Genomic DNA, 18264 nt, shown 5'->3' with positions numbered 1-18264 from the left:
CTATGAAATGTAACCAACTCTTCATTATTCTTTTTTTTACTTTATTTTTTTTAAAAGGCAATGCACAAGAATTTAAATTAGGGAAAGTTTCAGTTGAGGAACTTCAGGAAAAAAATAACCCGACAGATTCTGCCACCGTTGCTGCTATTCTCTTCGAAAAAGGAGCAGTTGATTTTGAGTATAATCAAAATGATGGTTTTATAATGATTACAGAAGTTACAACTCGTATTAAAATTTATAAAAAAGAAGGATACGATTGGGCAAATAAAGCAGTAAGCTATTACATTGGTAGTAATGCGAAAGAAACGGTTTTTTTCTCGGATGCTATTACTTATAATTTAATAAATGGTAAGATTGAGAAGGTAAAACTGAAGAGTGATGGTGAGTTTGATGAAAAAGTTAATAAATATTGGGGACGAAAAAAAATCACTATGCCAAATATAAAAGTAGGCTCAGTTGTTGAATTTAAATATAGAATACGTTCATCTCGTTTTAGTGAATTAACAGAATGGAGTTTTCAATCTAGTATTCCTGTGAACTACTCTGAATTTAAAACCTCTATTCCAGAATATTTTGTGTATAATCCAAACATAAAAGGCTTTATTTCTCCGAAAATCACCAAGGAAAATAGTAATAAATCTTTAAGTTATTCTTACAGGTCAGAAGCAAGACCGGGAGAGAGTGTGGGTAGTTCTTCTTCCCAAGAAAAGTTAGAATTTTTAGAAACTAGAACTGTTTATGTTGCAGAAAATCTTCCTGCTATGAAAGAGGAAGCTTATGTGAATAATATTGCAAACTACACTACAAGTGTTTCTCACGAACTTTCTGTTGTAAAATTTCCGAATCAACCTTACAAGACTTTGTCAACCGATTGGGCATCAGTGACTAAAACAATTTATGATTATGATGATTTTGGGCCTGAATTGAATAAAACAGGGTATTTTGAGGAAGATTTAAAAGTTGTTATTGCAGGGCTTTCTTCACCTGAAGAAAAGTTTTTAGCAATTTTTAATCATGTAAAAGAAACTGTGAAATGGAATGATTATTATGGTTATTCCTGCAATGATGGGGTGAAAAAAGCATATAAAGACAAAACGGGTAATGTAGCCGAAATTAATCTGATGCTTACAGCCATGTTGCGTTATGCGGGATTAACTGCAAATCCTGTTTTAGTGAGTACTCGCTCTAACGGAATTGCACTGTTTCCTAATAGAACTGCTTTTAATTATGTTATTGCTGCAGTTGAAACGCCTAAAGGGTTGGTGTTGCTAGATGCTACGGATCGATTTTCAACTCCAAATGTTTTACCATTGAGGGCTTTGAATTGGGTAGGAAGATTGATACGCAATGACGGTACTTCTATAGAAGTAGATTTAATGCCGAAGGCCCCATCAAATGACGTAGTAATGATGAACTATGAGATTGATATTAACGGACAAGTTTCTGGAAAGTTGAAACGTCAAAGAACAGATTATAATGCGATTATTTTCAGAGGAAATATCAAGAATGTTAAAGAAGATGTTTATCTTGAAAAGTTAGAGAATGATAACAATAAAATAGAGATAAGTGAGTATTCGAGAACAAACGAAAATGATTTAAAGTTTCCAATTGTGGAGAATTTTTCGTTTTCTAGTTCAAATTTTAGTGAAAACATTGGTGGTGCAATTTATATAAATCCAATGCTGTTTTTTGCTGTAGAACAAAATCCTTTTAAACAAGAAAATAGGGCTTATCCTGTAGATTATGGATTTCCTTTTATCGATAAATATAACATTACAATTAAAATCCCAGACGGTTATAAAGTCGAAACAATTCCTACTCCGCTACTTTTAAATATGGAGGATAATTTGGGAGGATTTAAATTTATGATAAATACATCTGGCAACTCGATTCAGTTAGTACTTACGCATCAAATAAACGTACCAATCGTTGTTGCAGATTATTATCCAATGTTAAAAGAGTTTTATCAAAAAATGATTGAAAAACAAAACGAGAAAATAGTGCTTAAAAAAGTATAGTTAAATGAAAATAATCAAAGTTATACTTTCGATATTTATTTTTATAATCATTACGAAGGCAAAATCGCAAAATTTTGAATTAGGAAAAGTTTCTACTAAAGAACTTTTAGAAAAATCTCATCCCGAAGATACAACGGCAAATGCTGCCATTTTGACCAAAAAAGCAAGAACTTTTTTTAGTTATAATTTGAAAAATGGTTTTATGGTAAATCATGAATATTGGTATCGAATCAAAATATATAAAAAAGAAGGACTGAGTTGGGCAAATTTCCAAGTGCCTTATTATGTAGGGTACAAAGATATGAATGATGAATCTGTGAAATTTTCTAATGCGGTAACGTATAATCTAGAAAATGGTACTGTAGTAAAAACAAAACTGAATAATGAAGGAAGTTTCAAGAAAAATGTAAACGAATATTGGAACCAAGCAACGATATCAATGCCAAATGTAAAAGTTGGCTCTGTTATAGAATTTAAATATACTATAAAATCTGAAAATATTGTAAAGTTTCCCGTTTTTGAGAATCAATATGATATTCCCATCAACTATTCTGAATACAATACAGAAGTGCCGGAGTTTTTTATTTATAAAACTCTTCGAACTGGATTCATAAAAATTAATGCAGAAGAAAAAGTTGTTAATGGATCACAAAATTATGAAGATAAAAACAATCAAACGGCCGGTTTTAGTTATAAGCAAATCAATAGTACTTTCATAACTGAGAATATCCCAGCAATCAAAGAAGAAGATTATGTTGATAATATTAGAAATTATAAATCTTCTATTCAAAATGAGTTAGAAAGAACTCGTTTTCCTGAACAACCCGTCAAGGATTATTCAATAACTTGGGAAGGGGTTGCGAAAACTATTTTTGAAAATAAAAATTTCGGAAAGGAACTTAATGAACAACTCTATCTTCTCAAAGATGTTAAATTGATACTTAAAAATGCTGTTTCTGATAAGGAGAAATTAGACATCATTTTTAAATTTGTTCAAAGTAAAATGAATTGGAACAGAGAAAATGGTTATTTTACAGAAAAAGGAGTAAAACAAGCCTATCTGGACAAAACAGGAAATGTCGCTGAAATAAATTTTATCTTGATAGCAATGTTGAAGTTAGCGGGTATAAATGTCAATCCTGTTTTGGTAAGTACTGTAGAATATGGCGTTCCTGCTTTTCCCAATAGAACAGTTTTTAATTATGTAATTGCAGCAGCTGATCTTGATGGAAAACAAATTTTGTTAGATGCAACACATAAATATACGACACAGAATATTTTGCCCTTGAATGTATTGAACTGGACTGGGCGACTTCTTAAGCAAGATGGAACTTCTCAAGAGATTAATCTTGTGCCAACTATGCCATCTAAAGTTAATTATACTTTGATGACAAAAGTTAATAATCTCGGGGTCATTACAGGTAAGTTTAGAGTTCAAAAAATGGACTATGAAGCATATAGTTTTAGAGAAAAAAATGCCAGACAAAATGAAGAAAATTATCTTGAAAAATCAGAAAATAATTTGGATGGAATACTGATTAATGACTACAGTGTTGAAAATAGAGATACTGATATGTCAAAACCTGTTACAGAAACTTTTACTTTTACCTCAGAAAATCATTGTGAAATTATAGGAGGTAAAATGTTTATTAATCCTCTATTGTTTTTTACGTTAAAGAAAAATCCATTTATTCAGGAGAAAAGGCAAATGCCAATTTATTTTGGGTATCCAAAGCAGGAAAAATACAACATAAATATAGAAATTCCAGATGGTTATATAGTGGAATCTATTACGAAATCAATAAAGATAGCTTCCGAAGACAATGTAATTTTATTTGTAATTAATACTCAGGTAGAAGGGAATAAAATTCAAATCATTGTTACTAAAGAAATAAATACTGCTATTATGGAAGCAGAATATTATAGTAATTTAAAAAATTTCTTTCAAAAAATTATTGATAAACAAAACGAAAAAATAGTACTTAAAAAACTATAATCATGAACCTAAAAAATTCCCAACTCGACGTAGATACTTGGATAAAAGAACACGGCGTTCGTTACTTTAACGAATTGACCAATATGGCGCAACTTACAGAAGAAGTAGGCGAAGTAGCCCGAATCATTGCCCGTCGTTACGGCGAACAATCTGAAAAAGAAAGCGATAAAAATAAAGATCTAGGCGAAGAATTAGCCGATGTGGTTTTCGTGGTATTGTGTTTAGCAAATCAAACAGGAATCGATTTGCAGGCTGCTTTCGATAAAAAGATGGATTTAAAGTCTATTCGTGACAAAGACCGTCACAAAAACAACGAAAAACTCAAATAATTTGTGAATTGTAAATTATGAATTGTGAATGAGTAGTGGTAAATTGCGTCCTTAAATTATTTGAGTCGAAAGCTTAAGCTATAACTCATAACTCATAATTAAAAACATGAATTTACTGTTACAAACTTCCCATTCTAATTTACAAGCTCAAATTGCAGTTACCGGTTCAAAAAGCGAAACCAACCGACTATTATTGTTACAAGCACTTTTTCCAAATATTACTTTGGCTAATACTTCCAACTCTGATGACAGTGAAGTAATGCAAAAAGCATTGAAAGGAAACGAGGGAATAGTTGATATTCATCATGCTGGAACGGCGATGCGATTTCTAACAGCTTATTTTGCTGTAAACGAAGGTCGAGAAGTAGTTTTGACTGGCTCTCAGCGAATGACGGAGCGTCCAATAAAAGTTTTGGTGGAAGCCTTGGAACAATTAGGTGCAAAAATATCCTACGAGAAAGAAGCAGGTTATCCGCCTATTCGAATCAAAGGACAAAAAATCACAGCCTCTAAAGTTACTATTCCTGCAAATGTAAGCAGTCAATACATATCGGCATTGTTGTTAGTGGCGCCAAAACTGGAAAACGGTATTGAAATCACCTTGGTAGGAGAAATCACTTCTGTTCCATATATCAAAATGACATTGGCTTTGTTGAATGATTTAGATATCAAAACCAGTTTCGAAGAAAATGTAATTACCGTCTATCCAAAACAAGAAGTAGCATCGAAAGTAATGACTGTAGAATCCGATTGGAGTTCTGCTTCTTACTTTTTTAGTTTAGCAGCTTTGGCAGAAAATGCGACTATTTCATTGACCAGTTATAGAGAAACTAGTTTACAAGGCGATTCGGCTTTGGTTGAAATCTACAAACAAATGGGTGTTGAAACGCATTTTGATGGAAACAAAATGACTTTGGTTAAACTGCCTAATTTTAAGCCTGAAACTTTAAACTTAGAATTAAACAATACGCCAGATATTGCTCAAACCATTGTAGTTACTTGCCTTGGTTTAGGAATTGGTTGTCATCTTACAGGACTTCACACCTTGAAAATTAAAGAAACCGATAGACTGGAAGCACTACGAATTGAGCTGACAAAACTTGGAGCAAATATATCAGTTACCAATGATAGCTTGACACTTGTGGCTTCAAATGAAATCAATCATAATATTAAAATAGCTACGTATAACGATCACAGAATGGCGATGGCATTTGCACCTTTGGCTTTAAAAGTGCCAATAATCATCGAAAATGCGGAAGTAGTTTCTAAATCATACCCTGATTTTTGGGAAGACATGAAAAAATTAGATTTTAATGTGACTGAAATCGCTTCTTAATTCTCAATGTTTACGGGGCTAAACCGTTGTCGCTTTGTTGCTTTGCAAGTTCGAAACTAAATTAAACAGCAAAACACTTGACAACGCCTATCTCACAATCGTATATTTGCACACGATTTAGAAGTATGACCTCAAAACTCATACTTCATAATCTATAACTCATAACTTTATCAAATGAAATTATCACATTTTCAATTCGATTTACCTAAAGAACTTCTTGCCGAATATCCAGCTGAAAACAGAGACGAAGCGCGTCTAATGGTTATTGATCGTAAGAAAGGAACTATAGAACACAAAATGTTCAAAGATGTTATCGATTATTTTGATGACGGCGATGTTTTAATTTTGAATAATACTAAGGTTTTTCCAGCGCGTTTGTATGGAAACAAGGAAAAAACAGGAGCAAGAATCGAAGTTTTTTTACTTAGAGAATTAAACTCTGAGCAAAGACTTTGGGATGTTTTAGTTGATCCTGCTCGTAAAATCAGAATTGGTAACAAACTATATTTTGGAGATGACGATTCGTTAGTGGCTGAGGTTATCGACAACACGACTTCTCGTGGAAGAACATTACGTTTTCTTTACGACGGTTCTTATGAAGAATTCAGAAATAAATTAACAGAACTTGGAGAAACTCCAATCCCAAAATACATTTCTAGAGACGTAACTCCGGAAGATGCGGAACGTTACCAAACCATTTATGCTAAAGAAGAAGGAGCTGTTGCAGCGCCAACTGCAGGATTGCACTTCTCGAAACATTTATTGAAAAAACTGGAAATCAAAGGAATTAAATTTGCCGAAGTAACGCTTCACGTAGGTTTGGGAACTTTTAATCCGGTTGAGGTTGAAGATTTATCAAAACACAAAATGGATTCTGAGGAATTAAAAATTACTCAAGAAGCATGTGATATTGTGAATGAAGCCAAAGCTAAAAAGAAACGTATTTGTACCGTAGGAACTACTTCTATGCGTGCCGTTGAAAGTTCAGTGTCGTCACAAAACACCTTGAATCCTTTTGATGGATGGACAAATAAATTCGTTTTTCCTCCACATGATTTCACGATTCCAACGTGTATGATTACTAATTTCCACACGCCAAAATCAACTTTATTAATGATGGTTTCAGCATTTTGCGGACATGATTTAATGAAAAAAGCCTATGCCGAAGCAATCAAAGAAGAGTATAAATTCTATTCTTACGGTGACGCGATGTTAATCATCTAATCTGAATTACATCATATTCTAAATAACAAAATCTCGTCAGTAATGGCGAGATTTTTTTTTGGTGTGCCCCAAGGGTCGGGCTGTACGCTGTATCTTTATTTTCTTAAAGAAAGAAAATAAAGGATGCCACTTCCATCCCTCACACAAAACAATTTCGGGATGATTCCTGATTTGAATTCCTAATTCACTTGATACACCAGTCGTACCGTAATATTAGCCGTTTTGTTTTTGGATTGCGTATTGAAGGAACCTCCGTAAGAAAAATCTTCCGATGAGTTTTGACCCGTAATTTGAAAAACACCCATATCTGATTTTTTTAGATTTCCTAAACTCGCATCTGCATTTTCAGCAATACTTTTTGCTCTGATACTGGCGTCCTTTGTGGCTTCGGCAATCATTTTTATTTTTAATTCGGCAAGTTTAGTGTAGTAATATTCAGGAGGAGAAGAATAAAATTCCACTCCAGAATTGATTAACTCACTAGATTGTCGGGATAATTCTTCAATTTTATTTACTTCCTTAGATTGGATGCTCACGCTTTGGGTTAAGGTAAATCCAGTGAAAATTTGCTGCCTTGTGGTTCCGTTTTCGTTGTAAGTCGTTTCAAAATCTTTATTAAAATTCACTGCTGAGAATACCATTTCATTCGGAGCAATTCCTTTGCCTGATAAATAGCTTTTTATTTTCTCTCTGTCAGAATCCAATGCTGCGTAGGCTTCTTTCAAAGTCGCACTTTTTTTAGAAAAAGAACCGTTCCAAACAATCAAATCCGAGACGAAATCTTTCTTTCCGGAGCCAGTAACACTTATGGTATCATTACTTTTATTTCGATTCTGGAAAGCATTCGAAAATAAATACGAGGAGATTACCACGGCGATAGCAATAATAATAACGTTCAAACTGTTTTTGAGCATGGGTAAGAATTTTAAATTCAATTGAATATTAATAATAACGAGTTGTTTTTTATTTCAGTATAGTATTAGGGAACTATTTTTTCTTATTCGGAATTTTAACTATTTTGACTCTCGTCAATCAGAGATAAGTCTTTTCTCTATCAGCCTTTTTTTACTACTTTTACAAACAAAATACAAAATATGGCATTCGAAAACACCCTTGAATTTGCAAAACAACTCGATTCGCAAGATCAATTACATAAATACCAAGATGAATTTATTTTTCCGCAGGTAAATGGAAAAAAAGTAATTTATTTTACGGGAAATTCATTGGGATTGCAGCCCAAACGTACTAAAAATTATGTAGATGAGGTGATGAATGATTGGGCAAGTTTAGCTGTTGAAGGTCATTTTTACAGTGAAAAACCGTGGTGGGATTACCACGAACGATTTGCAAATCCTTTGAGTAAAATTGTGGGCGCTTTACCAAGTGAGGTTACCGTGATGAATACGCTTACGGTCAATCTTCATTTGTTAATGGTTTCTTTTTACCGACCTACAAAAACCAGATATAAAATTATTTGCGAAGAAAAAGCATTTCCTTCGGATCAATATATGTTTCAAAGTCAGGTTCATTTTCATGGATACAAACCGGAAGATGCTATTGTTGAAATCAAGCGTCGCGAAGGAGAACACAACATTCGCTTAGAAGATGTTTTGGCTAAAATTGAAGAAGTAGGTGAGGAGTTGGCTTTGGTCTTAATAGGCGGTGTCAATTATTACACAGGACAAGTTTTTGATATGAAAACCATAACAGCTGCGGGTCATAAAGTAGGTGCTTATGTTGGTTGGGATTTAGCGCATGCCGCAGGAAATATAAAACTGGAATTGCACGATTGGAATGCGGATTTTGCAGCTTGGTGCAGTTACAAATACATGAATTCAGGTCCTGGAAATGCTTCGGGATGTTTCATTCATGAGAAATACCACAACAATTCGGAGTTGCCACGATTCGCGGGTTGGTGGGGACATAATAAAGAGCGTCGTTTCAAAATGGAACCCACTTTTGATCCAATTCATGGAGCCGATGGTTGGCAAATAAGTAATTTACCGGTACTTTCTCTGGCGCCATATTTAGCATCTGTAGAAATGTTTGATGAAATTGGGATGGACGCTTTAATTCAAAAAAGAGATGCAATTACTTCCTATTTAGAATTCATTCTGCACGAAATAGACAAAGAAGTCGATAGTACTTTCGAAATCATTACACCGTCAAATCCATCAGAAAGAGCTTCACAATTATCAGTACTACTTCATGGGGAAGGGCGTAGTTTGTTTGATTATCTTATGAAAAATGGCGTCATCACGGATTGGCGCGAACCTAATGTTATTCGATTGGCGCCAGTTCCATTGTATTGTTCTTTTGAAGACATGTATCACTTTGGACAAATATTGAAATCGGGGATTCAAAAATAATTCAGACATTGAATTATATAAAAAATAGTTTAAATTGTATAAAGTTTATTGATGGTTTTAAATGTTTCTTTGTAGAGTTATTAATTACAAAACTTAAAATTATGAAAGCATTATATTTTATACTAATAGCTGCAGTTGTTGTTTCTTGTCAAAATCAAGGGAAAATGGAAATTGAAAAAGCAAAACTAGCGACTGTCGATTCCATGAAAGTAGAAATTGAAAAACAAAGAGTTATTGATTCCATGCAGGTTGAAATGGCTAAAATTGAGGAAACTAAAATTGAGACTCAAAAAGAAGTTATCGTTGTTAATAAACCATCGGCTACAACTACCACTACAACAACCACACAAAAGAAAGGTTGGAGCAGTACTGCTAAAGGTGCCGTAATTGGAGCTGGAGTTGGAGCAGCAACAGGGGCAATTATAAGTAAGAAAAAAGTTCAAGGAGCTATAATTGGTGGTGTTGCCGGTGCTGGTATTGGTGCGGGAACAGGAGCTATTATAGACGGAAGTAAAAAGGAATAGATTTATTCTTTTAATAAAAAAAGAGTGTATAAGTTCGTATCGAATTTATACACTCTTTTTATTTATGGATGTTTCAGTTTAATAAGAATCCATATTTTGGATAATGGCATTGGCTTTAACTTTGATTTTGTATAATTCTTCGGGATTTATTTTATTCAATAAATTCAGCATCATTCCCATGCGTTGATTTCCTTTAAAATACTCTTTTTTCTCATCTAGAAAATTCCAATATAACGAATTGAAAGGACACGCTTTTTCTCCAAATTTTTCTTTGACATTGTAATGGCATTTGGCACAATTATTACTCATTTTATTGATGTAACTTCCGGAAGAAACATAGGGTTTTGTAGCAATAATTCCGCCATCTGCGTATTGTGACATACCGCGGGTGTTAGGCATTTCGACCCATTCAATAGCATCTATGTAAATGCCCAGATACCAAGCATCTACTTCGTCAGGATTAATTTGTGTCAGTAGTGTAAAATTTCCTATTACCATGAGCCGTTGAATATGATGTGCATAAGCTTCGTCTAAACTTTGATTGATAGCGTGATTCATGCAATTCATTTTGGTTTTACCCGTCCAGAAAAAATTCGGTAATTTGTTGTCGTTTTTCAAGACATTCATTTGGGCGTAATTGGGCATTTCTTTCCAATAAATTCCTCGAATATATTCACGCCAACCCAGAATTTGTCTCACAAATCCTTCTACTTGTGAAAGGGTTATTTCAGTTTCATTGGCATGATAAAAAGCAATGACAGTTTCGATTACCTCTTTTGGCGAAAGCATTTTACTGTTCATAGCAAAAGACAAACGAGAATGGAAAAGGAATTTTTCATCGGTATGCATTGCATCTTCATAATCCCCAAAATGTTTCAGCAGATTAGCGCAGAAATAATCTAATACCTCTAAAGATTGCTGACGGGAAGTAGGCCAACTGAAATTATTTACATCGATATTTCCAAAAGTGACGATAGTAGCTTCTTTGATTTGGGAAACAACTTCAGAAACATTGGCGTGAAAATTTTTTTCTGATGGCACTGGAACTTCACCTTTGTATTTTTTACGATTATCGGCATCAAAATTCCATTGGTTTCCCACAGGAGTTGATCCATTCATTAAAACGTGGTGTTTTTTTCGCATGTTGCGATAAAAATTCTCCATCAACAACAATTTCTTTCCCTCAAAAAAATCAGAAAGTTCATGACGCGTGGTGTAAAAATGTTCAGTGTCAAAAGCTTCTGATTCGATTTTTAGATTGGAACAAATCGTTTTTAGTTGTTGATCTAACCGATATTCGTCAGGTAACTGGTACTCAAATTTTTCTATTTTATATTTTTCGATACAAACGGCAATGATTTTTTCTAAATCCTGTGGATTATCGGTATCGGTAATTTGAAGATAGACCGCTTGGTGTCCGAGTGCTTGTATTGTGGTGTGAAAATTTCTCATCGAAAGAAAAAATGCCACCACTTTTTGGATATGATGTTTTACATAGTCGGTTTCCTGACGCATTTCGGCAAGGACATAAATAGTATTGTCATCATTTTCCTGAAACCAAGAATGTTCTAAATTCAACTGATCACCAAGGATTAGCCGTAGTTTTGTCATTTTTTATTTTTTAAAAAAGGAAGTGGTTGGAAGTTCTTTTCTTGCGTATTGAAAGCGGTCTATTAATTTAGGTAAACAATATCCATCAAGACCATTTAGTGCTATAACATTTCCTTTGTCAATTTGTAACCAACCGTCTTTATGTTCTAATTCTTCTTCAAAAAATAAATTTTCAATAGAGGCAATTATATGAATCGTATCATTTTCCTTGATGTAATATTCATTCACATATTTGCAATACAATTGAACTGGGCTTCCTTTCACAAAAGGGATTTCAATATTAGGTTTGTACTCTTCTTCTAAATTAGTTTTATCAAATTCAGAAATGCCTAATTCATAATTTGCTGAGGTATGGTGCGCATCTTCAATCATATCTACAGTAATATGATTTACGGTAAAATAACCATTTTCTCTTATGTTTTTATATGTATCTCTGGGAACGGTTGTTGGTCTCATGATAAATCCTATTAGTGCCGGATTGCTTCCTAAATGGGTCACGCTGCTAAAAATTGCTACATTAGATTTTCCATCAAGGGATTTTGTAGCCAGAAGATTAGCTGATTTATAACCGGTGCAAGAATTAATTAAATTCAATCTTTCGACTTTCTCCATTTGAGAAATATCATCTCTAGAAATGTGTTTCATATCTTTTTAATTTGGAACAAATATACTTTTTGTTTAATTAATTTTAAAATAAATTAAACAAATAATGGTATTTAATCGATTTTACCAGAACCGCACTCGTTTAAATAAATTATTTTAAATAACTTTCAAATCGTATATATTTGTTTATCAATTTATTTAAATATGAAAAAACTTAAAATAGTTCTTCTCGTTTTACTTTCGGTAGTGGCAGTTTTAGTTGTGGCTTTAATTATTTATGGATTTTATCTAAAGCCAAAATATGAAGGCAAATTGCAACTTAAAAATATTCAAAAAGAAACGACAGTTTATTTTGATGAGTTTGGCGTTCCACATATTTATGCAACAAATTCAAAGGATGCAATGATGGCTTTGGGTTATGTTCATGCGCAAGATCGATTGTGGCAAATGGAATTGATGCGTCGCATTGCTCCGGGACGATTATCGGAGATTTTTGGCTCAGTGGCACTAAAAAATGATAAATTCTTTGCAGGACTTGGAATTGAAGAAGCTTCAGCAAAAGCAATTGCAGCTTTGGATAAAAACAGCCCAAGTTATCAATTGACTATAGCTTATTTAGATGGAATTAATCAATACTTAGAGGAAGGAACAACGCCAATAGAGTTTAGTTTAGTTGGGGTTAAGAAAGAGAAATTTACAATTAAAGACGTTTATAATATTTTTGGTTATATGTCTTTTAGTTTTGCGATGGCTCAAAAATCAGATCCGTTATTGACTGATATTCGAAACAAATACGGAATGGAGTATCTCAAAGATTTTGGTATTGATGGTTCGTTTAATACCACCCGAATTAAAAATGCAAAAGAAACTGCTCAAGAATATAGCGCTATTTCAAAGTCGGTAGCCTCTATTTTAGATCAGTCTCCAATTTCTCCTTTTATAGGAAGTAACAGTTGGGTTATTGCTCCAAAGAAAACTAAAAACGGCAAAGTCATTTTTGCTAATGATCCACACATTGGGTTTTCGCAACCGGGAACTTGGTATGAAGCACATCTTGTAACGCCAGATTTTGAATTGTATGGCTGTTATCTGGCTGGAACTCCGTATCCTTTATTGGGGCACAATCGCGAGTATGCGTATGGTTTGACTATGTTTGAGAATGATGATATTGATTTGTACCAAGAGGAGAATAATCCAAATGATGCAAATGCTTATAAGACACCAACTGGTTTCAGTGCGTATGAAATTCGAAAAAAAACAATAAAAGTAAAAGATTCTGCTGATGTGGTTTTGAATGTAAAAGTGACTCGCCACGGGCCGGTTGTTAATGACTTGATTGATGGTTTAATGAAAGATAAACCTGTTGCGATGTCTTGGATTTATACGCAGCAACCCATACAAATTCTAGATGCTGTTTATCAACTTTCGCACGCTAAAAGTAAAGCCGATTTCCAGAAAGGGGTCAGTTTAATAGCGGCGCCAGGATTGAATGTGATGTATGGTGATGCCAAAGGAAATGTGGCTTGGTGGGCAACGGGAAAATTATACAAGCATAATGCGGGCGTAAATCCTAATTTTATTTTGGATGGCGCGAGTGGAAAAGATGACATTAAAGAGTATCTGGATTTCTCCAAAAATCCATCGGCGGTAAATCCGAAATGGAATTATGTGTATTCTGCGAATAATCAGCCGGAACCCATAGATGGATTTTTATATCCAGGGTATTACCTTCCTGAAGACAGAGCAAAAAGAATTACGCAGTTATTAGAACCAAAATCAAATTGGGATAAAACTGCTGTGGGGGAAATGATTTTTGATAATACGTCATCAGTTGCTCCCGAAGTGGTGAAACAGTTAATCTCAAATATAGATCAGAAAACACTTTCTGAAAACGAGAAAGAAGCTTTGACTGTTTTGAAAGAATGGAAAGGTTCGAATAATCTTGCTGATGTTGCACCAACAATTTACAATAAATGGATTTTTAATTATTTAAAAAATACTTTCGAAGATGAACTTGGTGCAGCTCATTTCAAGCAATTTTTAGGAACACATATTATGAAGCAAATTATTGCAAAACAAATTGTGAATGCAGCGTCGCCTTGGTGGGATAATATAAGTACTAAAAATGAAAAAGAAACCCGAAGTAAAATTATATCACAATCGTTTAAAGAATCAATAGTAGCTTTAGAAGAACAATTGGGAACTTCGGTTGCTGATTGGACTTGGAATAAAGTTCATACGGTAGAACATCAGCATCCATTGGGTAAAGTGGCTGCGCTAAGAAGGATTTTCAATGTAGGTCCTTTTGAGGTTTCGGGTGCTACAGAAGTCATTAATAATTTGTTTTTTGATTTTACCGATGATGGAAATTATATCGTAAAAGGAGGTCCGTCAACAAGAAGGATTATTGATTTTTCGGATATCGAAAACAGCTGGAGCATCCTTCCAACAGGGCAATCAGGAAACCCTTTAAGTGCGCATTACAGTGATCAAGCGGAGCTTTATAATACTGGAAAATTTAGAAGAATGATGCTGAATAAGGAGGAGATTGTTAGAACTTCAACAAAATTGGTTTTTATTCCACGTAAAAATTAATAGTTTTAAAGTTCTTAGTCTAATAAAATCAGTAATTTTGCTTAACTTTTTATAAAAAATTAATGCAAATTCCCAAAAAAATAGCGGTTGTAGGTTCTGGATTAGTTGGATCTTTATTAGCTATTTACCTTCGCAAAGCTGGTCATACGGTTCATGTTTTCGATAGAAGCCCAGATATTAGACAAATTCAATTTTCTGGCCGTTCTATCAATCTAGCTATGTCTAACCGAGGTTGGAAAGCGCTTGATGGCGTAGGAGTGGGAGATGCCGTGCGAGAAATTGCCATCCCAATGGATAAAAGGGCCATTCATCTTGTTGATAAACTTAATTTTCAAAATTACGGACAAGAAGGCGAATCTATTTACTCGATTTCCAGAGGAACTTTGAATAGAAAAATGATCGATTTGGCGGAAGCCGCAGGAGCCGAATTCTTTTTTGAACATAAAATCTGGGATGTAACCTTAGATGATGCTACTTTGCACATCGGTGAAACCGAAAGAGGTGCTTGGGAAGAAAAGAAATATGATATGGTTTTTGGTGCCGATGGAGCTTTTTCCAGAATCCGTCATCGGATGCAGCGTCAAAGCATGTTTGATTATTCACAAGAATTTTTACCTATTGGATATAAGGAATTAAACATTCCTGCAAACTCGGATGCAACGCATAAACTAGATAAGAATTCATTTCATATTTGGCCTCGAGGAGAGTATATGTTGATTGCATTGCCTAATTTAGATGGTAGTTTTACATGTACTTTATTTATGCCTTTTGAAGGAGAAAATTCTTTTGCTTCTTTGAAAAACCAAAAAGAGGTAGAAACTTTTTTTGAGAAAAACTTACCGGATACTATTGATGTAATTCCTAAACTGACTGAGGATTTTTTCAAAAACCCAACAAGTACTTTAGTGACGATGAAGTGTTTTCCGTGGACATATGAAGATAAAATCGCTTTAATAGGTGACGCTTGTCATGCCATTGTTCCATTTTACGGGCAAGGAATGAATGCGGGTTTTGAGGACATTTCGATTCTTTATGATATGATTGAGGAATACGGGGATGATTGGAAAACGATTTTCTCTGAATATCAAAAATCCCGTAAACCTAATGCTGATGCCATTGCAGAACTTTCTTATCGCAATTTTATGGAAATGAGTTCTAAAACGGCTGATGAGAAATTCTTATTGCAAAAGAAAATAGAAAAATCATTTTCAGATAAATATCCTGAAAAATGGATTCCGCTTTATAGTAGAGTTACCTTTAGTGATCGTCCTTATACAGAAGCTTTGGCTATTGGGGATTATCAAAATGCTATTATGGAAGAAGTTTTGAAAATGGAAAACATCGAGAATATTTGGAATACCGAAACGGTAGAGAATAAAATTTTAGAGTTGTTACAATAATTTTTTTAAACTACTGCTTGTATATTTACGATAGTATTTATTTTACCCACACTGTTTATTCTTCACGGTGAACTTTAGTAAAATCGAAAGCAGGCTTACAAATAGCAATATATTCACAAGGTTCGTCAAAAGGATTGGAATATTGCACTCGAGTATTTTTCTCAATTTTTATTGATTGACCCGCTTCAAGAATTACAATTTCATCTTCGATGATGAATTGCTTTCTTCCTTTTATCACATAGGTGTATTCTTCAAATTCAGGTGTTTGAAAAGGTTCGCTCCACTTAGGAGGCGCAATCATGTGTGCAATCGAAATTTCGGGATTGTTTGTGGTAACAATTCCGTGATGCTCTTCGATTAGTTTACCGTCAGTTGTTGGAACTATAAAAGGAGCTTTTTGAATAAAATATTTTTTCATTTTTAATTGTTACTTTTTAAAATACCTTTCTAGTGTTTTAATTCTAAAAGGGTAATGTGGAATTTTATTTTTTAAACATTTTTGTCAAAACACCAAAAGCACCTCTTATAAATGTAGCACTTGTCAATACTTTTAAAACAGATTTGCCTACTACGCTCGCAGTACTCGGACCTTTGCTTTCTTCTTTTTCAGATGCTTTTTCCTGTTCTTGTTCTGCAGCAGCTTCTTCAATAACAGTAATTTTTTTATTTAGCATTTCATAAGCGCTTTCGCGGTCAATAAGTTCGCTATATTTTTTTACCAGTTTAGATTTGTTGTTGATTTCTTGAATCTCACTTTCAGTTAAAATATCCATTCTGCTCATCGGGGCACGCATCATTGTTGCTGCAAGTGGTGTTGGAATTCCTTTTTCGTTTAATGCGGTAACGAGCGCTTCTCCAATTCCAAGGCTGGTTAAAATTTCATCAGTTTTATAAAATTCAGATGTGGGGTAATTATCTGCAGTTTGTTTGATAGCTTTTCGATCATTGGCAGTAAAAGCTCTCAAAGCATGTTGGATTTTTAAACCCAATTGCGCCAAAACGCCACTTGGAATGTCCATTGGGTTTTGTGTGATAAAGTAAATCCCAATTCCCTTAGAGCGAATAAGTTTTACTATCGTTTCTATTTGTTCTAATAATGCTTTGCTGGCCTCATTAAAAATTAAATGAGCTTCATCAATAAAAATAACTAATTCTGGTTGGTCTGAATCTCCCTTTTCGGGCATTTGTTGGTAGATTTCAGCTAATAAACTCAGCATAAATGTTGAAAATAGTTTTGGTTTGTCTTGAATGTCGGTTAATCTTAAGATATTGATGTATCCTTTTCCATTTTCGTCAATGCGCATTAAATCGTCAACGTCAAAAGACATTTCGCCAAAAAATAGTTCGGCACCTTGTTGTTCTAATTCTATTATCTTTCTAAGGATGGTACCCGTTGTTGAAGTAGAAATCTTGCCGTAGCTTTCCTCAATTTCATCTTTTCCTTCTTCAGTGATATAATTGATTACTTTTTTGATGTCTTTTAAATCCAATAAAGGCATTTTATTGTCATCACAATATTTGAAGATAACAGAAACAACGCCAGCTTGAGTATCATTTAGATTTAGGATTCGAGAAAACAAAACTGGTCCAAACTCAGAGATAGTAGCTCTAAGACGAACACCATTTTGTTCAGATAAAGTCAATAATTCAACTGGAAAACTTGCGGTATTATAAGGTATGTTTATTTTAGTATGGCGTTCAGTAATAAATGGTTTCTCTTCGCCTTCTTTTGCGATGCCACTAAAATCACCTTTTATATCCATCATCAATACTGGTACTCCAAAGGATGATAATTGTTCAGAGAGTACTTGGATAGTTTTAGTTTTCCCTGTTCCGGTAGCTCCTGCAATTAATCCATGACGGTTTAAGGTTTTTAAGGGTATCTTCACCTGTGCATTGGGTAATGCTTCACCGTCTAATATTGCTCCGCCAAGAGTAATGCTTTCTCCTTTAGAGCTATATCCGTCTGTAATTTGTTGTATGAAATCTTCTTTTCTGCTCATAATAAGTTTAGATTTAAATCATCTGCAAGGTATTATTTTTTTTACAAAACCTGAAATTTTAGTGCATACTGCAGTTTTCCTGCTTTTTTATTGTTAATAATATAAAATATTAGTTTTGATAAAAGAGAGTTATTTTTTGAAATATTGTGTTAATATATCATAAAAAAATACGTTTTTTTTTGTAAAAGAGTAGATTTATTTGAGTATTTTGATATAAATGCAAAGCAGTAAATTGCAAATGTGTTTTTGAAATAAA

General features: G+C 33.8%; 14 protein-coding genes. 9 read left to right on the top strand and 5 right to left on the bottom strand.

The features are described 5' to 3' along the window. Positions 1-2 precede the first annotated feature (2 nt). The 5 genes from QLS97_RS00135 to queA all read left to right on the top strand — a co-directional run bounded on the left by QLS97_RS00135 (position 3) and on the right by queA (position 6903). Positions 3-2018 (top strand): DUF3857 domain-containing protein, encoded by a 2016-nt coding sequence (locus QLS97_RS00135; RefSeq protein ID WP_282713681.1) that lies wholly within the window; start codon positions 3-5, stop codon positions 2016-2018. Positions 2019-2022: 4 nt separating this feature from the next. Next, positions 2023-4014, top strand: coding sequence for a DUF3857 domain-containing protein (locus QLS97_RS00130; protein WP_282713680.1), 1992 nt, complete (start codon positions 2023-2025; stop codon positions 4012-4014). A 2-nt stretch (positions 4015-4016) separates the two neighbouring features. Next, a complete protein-coding gene (locus tag QLS97_RS00125; RefSeq protein ID WP_035668323.1) occupies positions 4017-4343 on the top strand; it encodes a nucleotide pyrophosphohydrolase in 327 nt (108 codons plus the stop codon). A 106-nt stretch (positions 4344-4449) separates the two neighbouring features. After that, on the top strand, positions 4450-5679 hold the full coding sequence (aroA, locus tag QLS97_RS00120; RefSeq protein ID WP_282713679.1) for a 3-phosphoshikimate 1-carboxyvinyltransferase: 1230 nt from the start codon (positions 4450-4452) through the stop codon (positions 5677-5679). Between the two features lie 174 nt (positions 5680-5853). Further along, positions 5854-6903, top strand: a complete 1050-nt coding sequence (gene queA / locus QLS97_RS00115) for a tRNA preQ1(34) S-adenosylmethionine ribosyltransferase-isomerase QueA (protein WP_282713097.1) — start codon at positions 5854-5856, stop codon at positions 6901-6903. Between the two features lie 179 nt (positions 6904-7082). On the opposite strand, the gene QLS97_RS00110 is transcribed toward queA, so the two are convergent. Further along, a complete protein-coding gene (locus QLS97_RS00110) occupies positions 7083-7817 on the bottom strand; it encodes an SIMPL domain-containing protein (protein WP_099713565.1) in 735 nt (244 codons plus the stop codon). 180 nt (positions 7818-7997) lie between these two features. Between QLS97_RS00110 and kynU the strand changes: the two genes are divergently transcribed. Together kynU and QLS97_RS00100 are read left to right on the top strand one after the other, a co-directional pair. After that, positions 7998-9272 carry a kynureninase gene (gene kynU / locus QLS97_RS00105; protein ID WP_282713678.1) on the top strand — a complete coding sequence of 425 codons (1275 nt, stop codon included), beginning with the start codon at positions 7998-8000 and terminating at the stop codon, positions 9270-9272. Between the two features lie 101 nt (positions 9273-9373). After that, entirely contained in the window at positions 9374-9796 is a 423-nt protein-coding gene (locus QLS97_RS00100; RefSeq protein WP_282713677.1) for a YMGG-like glycine zipper-containing protein, read from the top strand. Between the two features lie 78 nt (positions 9797-9874). On the opposite strand, the gene QLS97_RS00095 is transcribed toward QLS97_RS00100, so the two are convergent. Both QLS97_RS00095 and QLS97_RS00090 read right to left on the bottom strand, forming a co-directional pair. Next, complete coding sequence (locus QLS97_RS00095; RefSeq protein WP_282713676.1) at positions 9875-11407, bottom strand: cryptochrome/photolyase family protein; 1533 nt, start codon at positions 11405-11407, stop codon at positions 9875-9877. A 3-nt stretch (positions 11408-11410) separates the two neighbouring features. Continuing rightward, positions 11411-12052, bottom strand: coding sequence for a flavin reductase family protein (locus QLS97_RS00090; RefSeq protein ID WP_121340897.1), 642 nt, complete (start codon positions 12050-12052; stop codon positions 11411-11413). A 162-nt stretch (positions 12053-12214) separates the two neighbouring features. On the opposite strand from QLS97_RS00090, the gene QLS97_RS00085 reads away from it, so the two are divergent. Both QLS97_RS00085 and QLS97_RS00080 read left to right on the top strand, forming a co-directional pair. Continuing rightward, complete coding sequence (locus QLS97_RS00085; RefSeq protein WP_282713675.1) at positions 12215-14605, top strand: penicillin acylase family protein; 2391 nt, start codon at positions 12215-12217, stop codon at positions 14603-14605. 62 nt (positions 14606-14667) lie between these two features. Next, complete coding sequence (locus QLS97_RS00080) at positions 14668-16005, top strand: FAD-dependent oxidoreductase (protein ID WP_282713674.1); 1338 nt, start codon at positions 14668-14670, stop codon at positions 16003-16005. A gap of 55 nt (positions 16006-16060) precedes the next feature. Here the strand turns inward: QLS97_RS00080 and QLS97_RS00075 are convergent, their stop codons facing one another. Further along, positions 16061-16423: a cupin domain-containing protein gene (locus tag QLS97_RS00075; RefSeq protein WP_282713673.1), complete on the bottom strand. Its 363-nt coding sequence runs from the start codon at positions 16421-16423 to the stop codon at positions 16061-16063. 64 nt (positions 16424-16487) lie between these two features. After that, entirely contained in the window at positions 16488-18008 is a 1521-nt protein-coding gene (locus tag QLS97_RS00070) for a helicase HerA-like domain-containing protein (RefSeq protein WP_282713672.1), read from the bottom strand. Positions 18009-18264 lie beyond the last annotated feature (256 nt).

Source organism: Flavobacterium yafengii (assembly GCF_030010375.1).
Taxonomy (GTDB): domain Bacteria; phylum Bacteroidota; class Bacteroidia; order Flavobacteriales; family Flavobacteriaceae; genus Flavobacterium; species Flavobacterium yafengii.
This window is presented reverse-complemented; position numbering and strand designations above follow the sequence as displayed.

What these genes read in the sequence shown, in the direction of transcription:
- QLS97_RS00135 (WP_282713681.1), top strand. Translation starts at nt 3, where the DNA reads ATGAAATGTAACCAACTCTTCATTATTCTTTTTTTTACTTTATTTTTT.
- QLS97_RS00130 (WP_282713680.1), top strand. Translation starts at nt 2,023, where the DNA reads ATGAAAATAATCAAAGTTATACTTTCGATATTTATTTTTATAATCATT.
- QLS97_RS00125 (WP_035668323.1), top strand. Translation starts at nt 4,017, where the DNA reads ATGAACCTAAAAAATTCCCAACTCGACGTAGATACTTGGATAAAAGAA.
- aroA (WP_282713679.1), top strand. Translation starts at nt 4,450, where the DNA reads ATGAATTTACTGTTACAAACTTCCCATTCTAATTTACAAGCTCAAATT.
- queA (WP_282713097.1), top strand. Translation starts at nt 5,854, where the DNA reads ATGAAATTATCACATTTTCAATTCGATTTACCTAAAGAACTTCTTGCC.
- QLS97_RS00110 (WP_099713565.1), bottom strand. Translation starts at nt 7,817, where the DNA reads ATGCTCAAAAACAGTTTGAACGTTATTATTATTGCTATCGCCGTGGTA.
- kynU (WP_282713678.1), top strand. Translation starts at nt 7,998, where the DNA reads ATGGCATTCGAAAACACCCTTGAATTTGCAAAACAACTCGATTCGCAA.
- QLS97_RS00100 (WP_282713677.1), top strand. Translation starts at nt 9,374, where the DNA reads ATGAAAGCATTATATTTTATACTAATAGCTGCAGTTGTTGTTTCTTGT.
- QLS97_RS00095 (WP_282713676.1), bottom strand. Translation starts at nt 11,407, where the DNA reads ATGACAAAACTACGGCTAATCCTTGGTGATCAGTTGAATTTAGAACAT.
- QLS97_RS00090 (WP_121340897.1), bottom strand. Translation starts at nt 12,052, where the DNA reads ATGAAACACATTTCTAGAGATGATATTTCTCAAATGGAGAAAGTCGAA.
- QLS97_RS00085 (WP_282713675.1), top strand. Translation starts at nt 12,215, where the DNA reads ATGAAAAAACTTAAAATAGTTCTTCTCGTTTTACTTTCGGTAGTGGCA.
- QLS97_RS00080 (WP_282713674.1), top strand. Translation starts at nt 14,668, where the DNA reads ATGCAAATTCCCAAAAAAATAGCGGTTGTAGGTTCTGGATTAGTTGGA.
- QLS97_RS00075 (WP_282713673.1), bottom strand. Translation starts at nt 16,423, where the DNA reads ATGAAAAAATATTTTATTCAAAAAGCTCCTTTTATAGTTCCAACAACT.
- QLS97_RS00070 (WP_282713672.1), bottom strand. Translation starts at nt 18,008, where the DNA reads ATGAGCAGAAAAGAAGATTTCATACAACAAATTACAGACGGATATAGC.